The organism is Clostridium sp. (genome assembly GCF_036781005.1).
Lineage (GTDB): Bacteria > Bacillota > Clostridia > Clostridiales > Clostridiaceae > Clostridium_B.
The window spans coordinates 82,844-88,843 of sequence record NZ_DAIQBT010000012.1 but is presented as its reverse complement, the minus strand read 5'-3'; the positions used below and the strand labels follow the sequence as shown (position 1 = coordinate 88,843).

Here is a 6,000-nt window from a genome sequence, read left to right as displayed (position 1 = left end):
TTAGAAAAGCCACTTGCAATCAGAGAATATAAAAAAAGGTTTGATATAGAAGAAAGGGAATCAAGTTAGAATTTACAGTCTTTTTAGCTCTGGCATTAAATGGTTTAACAGATGCTATAATTCCCTGAAAAGCCATTACTATTTAAAGATTGTTTTTACATTATATGAATCTTAATTACTTTTATTTACATTGACACAAAGCACTGTCATAAGTATAAATCCTTATTTACATTTTAATCAATTTATTCAATAATAATGAACTTAAAACACAGTTAAATTATAGAATACATAAATTAATACTAACTATTGTATCCACTGGAATTTTATACAAATTTACTGTCCGTAGGTCAGATGTTAAGACATCTCGTCTTATTAATTTATTTGATGTATACACTTTAACTTTTAAATGTTTGCGAAATGCTTAAGAATTGTTTGAGAAATATTAAAAAACAAAAGCAGCCCGATTGCAGAGCTGCTTTTTGCTGATAAATATCTAAAACTTGTTAAAATTAGCTGAACAGGGTGCGAATATGAGTATGATTTCCTTATGAATCATCGGCTTCGGGAACGGACAGTTTTTTATGTAAAAAGCTGTCCAATATAACATACAGACCTATGAGCGCTGCCATTCCACCAAAAACTACTCCGGCAAGAGCATTGGCAAAGTTGTTATCACCCTTGTTTGAAAACGACATGATAGCTGTCTGTGTTAATACAAAGCAACTCAAAGTGGATGCAAAGCCAATTGCCCTTAACGCTTTGACTTTCAAGGCGGAGAATCATTTACAAATATGTGCTGTTAAATTTTCATTTTTTATCTTTAAACATCAATTTTTGTACAATTAATGTTGTTACAATGCTAATAAAAATAACTTGTAATATTTCCATAAATAGCTCATCTTCCTGTAACACTCATGTCTCATCATTTTTTCTATATCAGTAAAGGAGAGGTATTCGCCTCTCCCTAGTTTATCCTTATTTAGTTTTTTATCTTAGTTAAGCTTTTCTTTTAAGATTTCTCTTATTCTCATACCTCTCACTTCCCTTAACTTATTATTATATGCACTAATCTCCAGAATTATCCACAGGTTACACACATTATCCATAATATTCCATTATCTAAATTCTATAATATAAAAAATAAGCACCCTAAATGACAGGTGCTTATCTTGCTATTATTTAAATTTTATTTTAAGGGCGTGGTAATTTATATAGAGTTATGATAGTTGCATTTAAATTTATAGTGCCCTGCAACCACAGACACTTATCTTTCAATGCCTTGGAATATAATACTATGTTATTTAGTATATACCCCAATTGTTATAACATCATTACGCCTATGTTAAAAAATACAAAAATAAGCACCGCATTAACAGTGCCTACCTCCGACATATACATAATATAAAGGATTTTATTTACGGTTTCCCGAACTGAAGTCCCATTTAACCCTGGAGCCAGAGGTATATTTAAAGGGAGAATTTGTATATGAGTTATTGTTGATTTTCTCACTATAACTATTATATTACACTTTAGCAATATTTTAATTCCAATCTAATTCCATTTTAATTCCTGTTTAATTCCTGAATAATTCCTACAGATTTACATTCCCAATAATGTAAAATTCGCTTGACATTTAAAGTAAAGTTTACTATACTTTAAATTGTAAAGTTTACTATACTTTTTATAAGGAGTGAATTATGAAAAATCATATTAAAGATTTACGCAAGAAAAAACGTATGACACAAGAAGAACTTTCTGAGCTCTGTAAAGTTACCAGACAGACAATAATTTCCCTTGAAAACGGGAGATACAATCCATCAATTTTTCTTGCCTATAAAATAGCTAAAATATTCGGATTATCAATTGAAGAAGTATTTATTTTTGAGGAGGAATAACCCATGAATTATGCTAAAAAACAGTTTGTATTTTTTATTGCATATACCGTTATTGGTATTGTTGCATTTACAGTTACTCTATTTCATAATTTTACCTATGACTACAGCAATGGACTTATTTATGGCATAGCTGGAGCATGTACAGTCACTGGAATACTAGGTATTATTTCTAGCATTAGACTAATAAACAACCCCAAAAAAGCAGAACGAATCGAAATTGCTAAGAATGAAGAACGCACTCAATTAATAAGAATGAAATCTCACTCATCTGCCTATACCATAATAATTTTTCTTGAATCAATAACAACTATCATACTAGGATTTCTAAGGTTAAAAGAAGCTTCTATAACTATTGCCACTATTTTAATTGTACAGGTTATTATAACTATAATTTTCTTATCCTATTATAGTAAAAAATATTAGTCAACAAAAATATACTGCTTTATCTAATCATTACGAAAAGCAGTATATTTTTAATATAACATTATTCATTTTACAACTATCTTAATTCACAGCACTAATCCACATATCCCAGTTAACTATATTCTCAATCAACCTATGTCTCCTTTTAGTAACAGCTCCTTGAGACATATTACATTTCATCCCCACCTGCCAATCTGCCTTTTTATACTTATATTTCTCCTTCAAAAACTCCTGGTTCTCAATCCTCAAATCCTTAATATTAGCCTCAATTACAGCATTGTCTGCTTCCATATTCCTAAGAGTTTCCTTTATATGCCCCACCTCTTCTTTTTTCCAAAACTTCTCCTTAAATTTCATCCATTATTTAATTCTTCCCCTAAAATCTTATTATTGATTATGTTACGCTTATTATTTACCTAACTGCTCTATATCCCTCTCTGAATTTCTGACGTTTATATAAGAAATTATAGCTCTCTCACTTTCCTGCAAATCTTCCTTTAATGAATTTATTTCTTCCAGAAGCTCTTTGACAATTCCTCTGTTTATTTTTTCAAAAAACCCATAATCAACTTTAATTAAGGTTTTAAGTAATCCATTCAATCCCCCAGCTTTACTATTACTTTTTAATGCAGGAACTTTTATTTTCGTTCCGGTTTTCGGGTATTTTTATTGTAGCATTAACATTCCATAGTTCCTACATCCCTTCTTTTACACTTTCTACTTCTATAACACTTACTGATATCATAAAATAAGGACATTTGATTTTTGTCAGAAAACTGTTTATAAAATATTAATTGATATTTCTCTATCCAAAATATTTGTCTCTGATTCCCTAACTGATGGCTGTATTCTATTCTCTATTCTTTAATTCTTTGTTTCAATTATGTTTGAAAAACATTAATTAAAATTTATAAGTAAAAAAAGAGCTTTGGGTATTTCCTCAAAACTCTTTACAAGTAATATTTCATAATAAATTCTGATGTCATTTTAAATGATCTTCTTTTTTTGTATTGTTGCTGAACATATCATATAAATTCCCATAATTAGGATCATCAGGCAAGTCAATCCTCCTGTAAGGCTGTTCATTCTCTTCGAACTCATTGTATTAACTGAACCAAAAGATACAATCATGGCTGTTTGTAATGAAAGCATAGACACAACTGCATCAGCATATCCAATATACCTAATTGTCATTAGAAGAGGAGACTTTAATCTTCCCGCTTTTACAATGTTGATAATGGCTAATACTATTTTATAAAAAGTATAAGCCGCCACTGCGAAGATAAGTGTTCCGGGGTAGCTATATCCTTTATCGAAATACACCATCTGAATTACAGATGCACCTAATGCTATTGTCAATAGGATGAATAGAATCCCGCAATTTTGATAAACCGATAATTCCTGCTGCTGCATATTCTGTGTCTTTTCAAGTATTGAAATTCTTCTTTCATACTGGATAACTATAAAACGCATAATACTGAGAACAATATAATACGCAGATAAAGCTCCAAACCAAACGGAATGATTGATAATACCAAATATGCCATTACCAAAAGCAAAAATCAGATTAGCACCTAAAGACGAATAAGTAAACAGAACTGTTCTGTAGCGATAATCTTTTGCCACACGGTTTGTAAAAGGATTGACTTCAATGATAAGCTTCAATTTTTCATTCACACCATATCTCAAATCATTATACAGATAGTATCCTGACAATCCAATCATACATGCAGCTAACGCATAAATAATATCAGCAAGTACAACATTGACAAGACGAAAGTATAACACTAACATGGATAACACTGAAAGAATAAGCGTTACTACATATAACAATAGACGTAAAGGCCATTTTATTTTCGGTAATCCTATCTTAGGCAATTCCATTTTTGGTAATTTCATTTTGGCAACCCCATCTTGCTTTCTCACATCCTCCATAGACTTCATCATATTTTTTATTGATTAATGATTCTACTTTAACAGATTTCTTACTGCAAATCTTGCAGTATAACAGATATGGAAAAATCTCCATTCACTAATTTATCAAGTAGGAATTCATCTAAACTCTTTAATCTTTTTAATGTTATTGACGCAATTTCTTTTTTCGTGCTTCAGATCTCATCTGAAAAATATTTTCTTCAATGGCCATATTTTTTATTTCAGAATCATTAAATCCTTTTAAAATAAGCCTTGCAGCCTTTTTGTTTCTATATAAAGGTGCGGCATTGATTTTATTGTAGATTTATATTTTAACTTTTTATTCATATTTTACTATTTCACCAGTCCCAATATTTATAATCGGTATTATTTATCATAATAGAAATAATAGGAAAAAGTATGTACGGAAATTTCTGCACACCTATTACTTTATATTTTCAAGTGTTTTTATAACAGTCCACCCAATATAAAATTATAGTTATCCAATTTTAAGCATCCTTTTATGAGAAAAAGATAACTTAAGTAAAATAGGTGTTATAATTGTAGTCAATATTACAACAATTAGAGTTGGTAAGAATATCTCTTCTGAAATTATTCCCTTTTGAAGGCCTATATTGGCAGTAATAATAGCCACTTCCCCTCTTGATATCATACCGGCTCCAATCTGTAAAGATTCACTTTTGCTTATTTTCATAAATCTTGCAGCAGCACCACATCCTATAACCTTTCCAATAACAGCTATGACAAACATAACTAAGGTAATAAGAATTACCTCCATAGTTAATCCTTTAAGATTTGCTTCAATTCCAACACTGGCAAAAAATATAAGAGATAAAAAGCCTGATGAAATTGCTTTCACATTTCTCTCTAAATATTCTCTGTGGGTAACAGATGAGAGTATAAGTCCAGCTATATATGCACCTGTAATAGCTGCAATACCTAAAACTTCGGCTATATAGGCTATAAGAACCGCAAAAGCTAGGGAAAATGTTAGAAATTCTCTTCCCGGCTTTATATAATTTTTAAATTTATTCATATATTTTGGCATATACACCACTGCAATTATGGAAGCCAGACAGAATAAAATTACTTTTACAAATACATACACAATTGACAATGTGCCTGAAACTTGAGTATTTGAGCCAGAAGTTTGTGCCACTGCAAGAACTATGGATATAAGTATAAGGCCTAAAATATCATCTATTACTGCCGCTCCAAGGATATTAATTCCTGCTCTTGTATTTAGTTTCCCAAGTTCCTTAAGCGTTTCTGCTGTAATACTTACGCTGGTGGCAGTCAATATAACTCCTACAAATATATTCTCCCAAAAATCACTAAAAAACATATATGCCCCTAGAGTCCCCAAAACAAGAGGCAGTATTATACCTCCTAACGCAATTACAAATGAGGATAATCCAGCTTTTTTAAACTCTTCTACATTAGTTTCCAATCCTGCGAGAAACATAAGTAAAATTACTCCAAGATTTGAAAGCAATTTTATATTATCATCGTAATGTACAATATTTAATATAACAGGTCCAAGTATCACACCTGCAATTAGTGCCCCCAATACTTCTGGCATTTTCATCTTTCTACTTATCATTCCTCCTATCTTTGTAAATACAAGTATTAATACAATATTTAGCAATGCCTTTTCCATAAAAATCCTCCTAACTTCAAAAAAATAATGGAAAGTCCATAAAGGACTTTCCACCCTAAAAGTCATATTTATCTTGAAATCAAATTA

The 6,000-nt window shown here is 30.6% G+C and carries 8 protein-coding genes and 1 other annotated feature (1 of these 9 running past the window's edge); of the genes, 2 read left to right on the top strand and 6 right to left on the bottom strand.

Annotated features, from left to right (window positions below; translation table 11 throughout):
• Positions 1–545: 545 nt before the first annotated feature.
• Positions 546–770: a hypothetical protein gene (locus V7Q02_RS07095; RefSeq protein ID WP_333860304.1), complete on the bottom strand. Its 225-nt coding sequence runs from the start codon at positions 768–770 to the stop codon at positions 546–548.
• Between the two features lie 927 nt (positions 771–1,697).
• Between V7Q02_RS07095 and V7Q02_RS07090 the strand changes: the two genes are divergently transcribed.
• Both V7Q02_RS07090 and V7Q02_RS07085 read left to right on the top strand, forming a co-directional pair.
• The gene (locus tag V7Q02_RS07090) at positions 1,698–1,895 is read left to right on the top strand and encodes a helix-turn-helix transcriptional regulator (RefSeq protein WP_333860303.1); all 198 of its coding nucleotides are present in this window, start codon (positions 1,698–1,700) and stop codon (positions 1,893–1,895) included.
• 3 nt (positions 1,896–1,898) lie between these two features.
• Positions 1,899–2,318, top strand: coding sequence for a hypothetical protein (locus V7Q02_RS07085; protein WP_333860302.1), 420 nt, complete (start codon positions 1,899–1,901; stop codon positions 2,316–2,318).
• Between the two features lie 81 nt (positions 2,319–2,399).
• Here V7Q02_RS07085 and V7Q02_RS07080 read toward each other — a convergent pair whose 3' ends face one another.
• The 5 genes from V7Q02_RS07080 to V7Q02_RS07065 all read right to left on the bottom strand — a co-directional run bounded on the left by V7Q02_RS07080 (position 2,400) and on the right by V7Q02_RS07065 (position 5,913).
• Positions 2,400–2,675 carry a hypothetical protein gene (locus V7Q02_RS07080; protein ID WP_333860301.1) on the bottom strand — a complete coding sequence of 92 codons (276 nt, stop codon included), beginning with the start codon at positions 2,673–2,675 and terminating at the stop codon, positions 2,400–2,402.
• A 51-nt stretch (positions 2,676–2,726) separates the two neighbouring features.
• Positions 2,727–2,918 (bottom strand): hypothetical protein, encoded by a 192-nt coding sequence (locus V7Q02_RS07075; RefSeq protein WP_333860300.1) that lies wholly within the window; start codon positions 2,916–2,918, stop codon positions 2,727–2,729.
• Between the two features lie 387 nt (positions 2,919–3,305).
• Entirely contained in the window at positions 3,306–4,253 is a 948-nt protein-coding gene (locus V7Q02_RS07070; RefSeq protein WP_333860299.1) for a hypothetical protein, read from the bottom strand.
• A gap of 145 nt (positions 4,254–4,398) precedes the next feature.
• The gene (locus V7Q02_RS15925; protein ID WP_442882159.1) at positions 4,399–4,473 is read right to left on the bottom strand and encodes a hypothetical protein; all 75 of its coding nucleotides are present in this window, start codon (positions 4,471–4,473) and stop codon (positions 4,399–4,401) included.
• 258 nt (positions 4,474–4,731) lie between these two features.
• Positions 4,732–5,913: a cation:proton antiporter gene (locus tag V7Q02_RS07065; protein WP_333860298.1), complete on the bottom strand. Its 1,182-nt coding sequence runs from the start codon at positions 5,911–5,913 to the stop codon at positions 4,732–4,734.
• A gap of 44 nt (positions 5,914–5,957) precedes the next feature.
• Positions 5,958–6,000: a sequence feature (sodium ion sensor (DUF1646 type); this cis-regulatory element may regulate processes involved in with the transportation of sodium ions), on the bottom strand; it runs 14 nt beyond the window's last position.

Coding starts and splice junctions, on each gene's coding strand:
- V7Q02_RS07090 (WP_333860303.1), top strand. CDS start 1,698: ATGAAAAATCATATTAAAGATTTACGCAAGAAAAAACGTATGACACAA.
- V7Q02_RS07085 (WP_333860302.1), top strand. CDS start 1,899: ATGAATTATGCTAAAAAACAGTTTGTATTTTTTATTGCATATACCGTT.
- V7Q02_RS07080 (WP_333860301.1), bottom strand. CDS start 2,675: ATGAAATTTAAGGAGAAGTTTTGGAAAAAAGAAGAGGTGGGGCATATA.
- V7Q02_RS07070 (WP_333860299.1), bottom strand. CDS start 4,253: ATGGAGGATGTGAGAAAGCAAGATGGGGTTGCCAAAATGAAATTACCA.
- V7Q02_RS07065 (WP_333860298.1), bottom strand. CDS start 5,913: ATGGAAAAGGCATTGCTAAATATTGTATTAATACTTGTATTTACAAAG.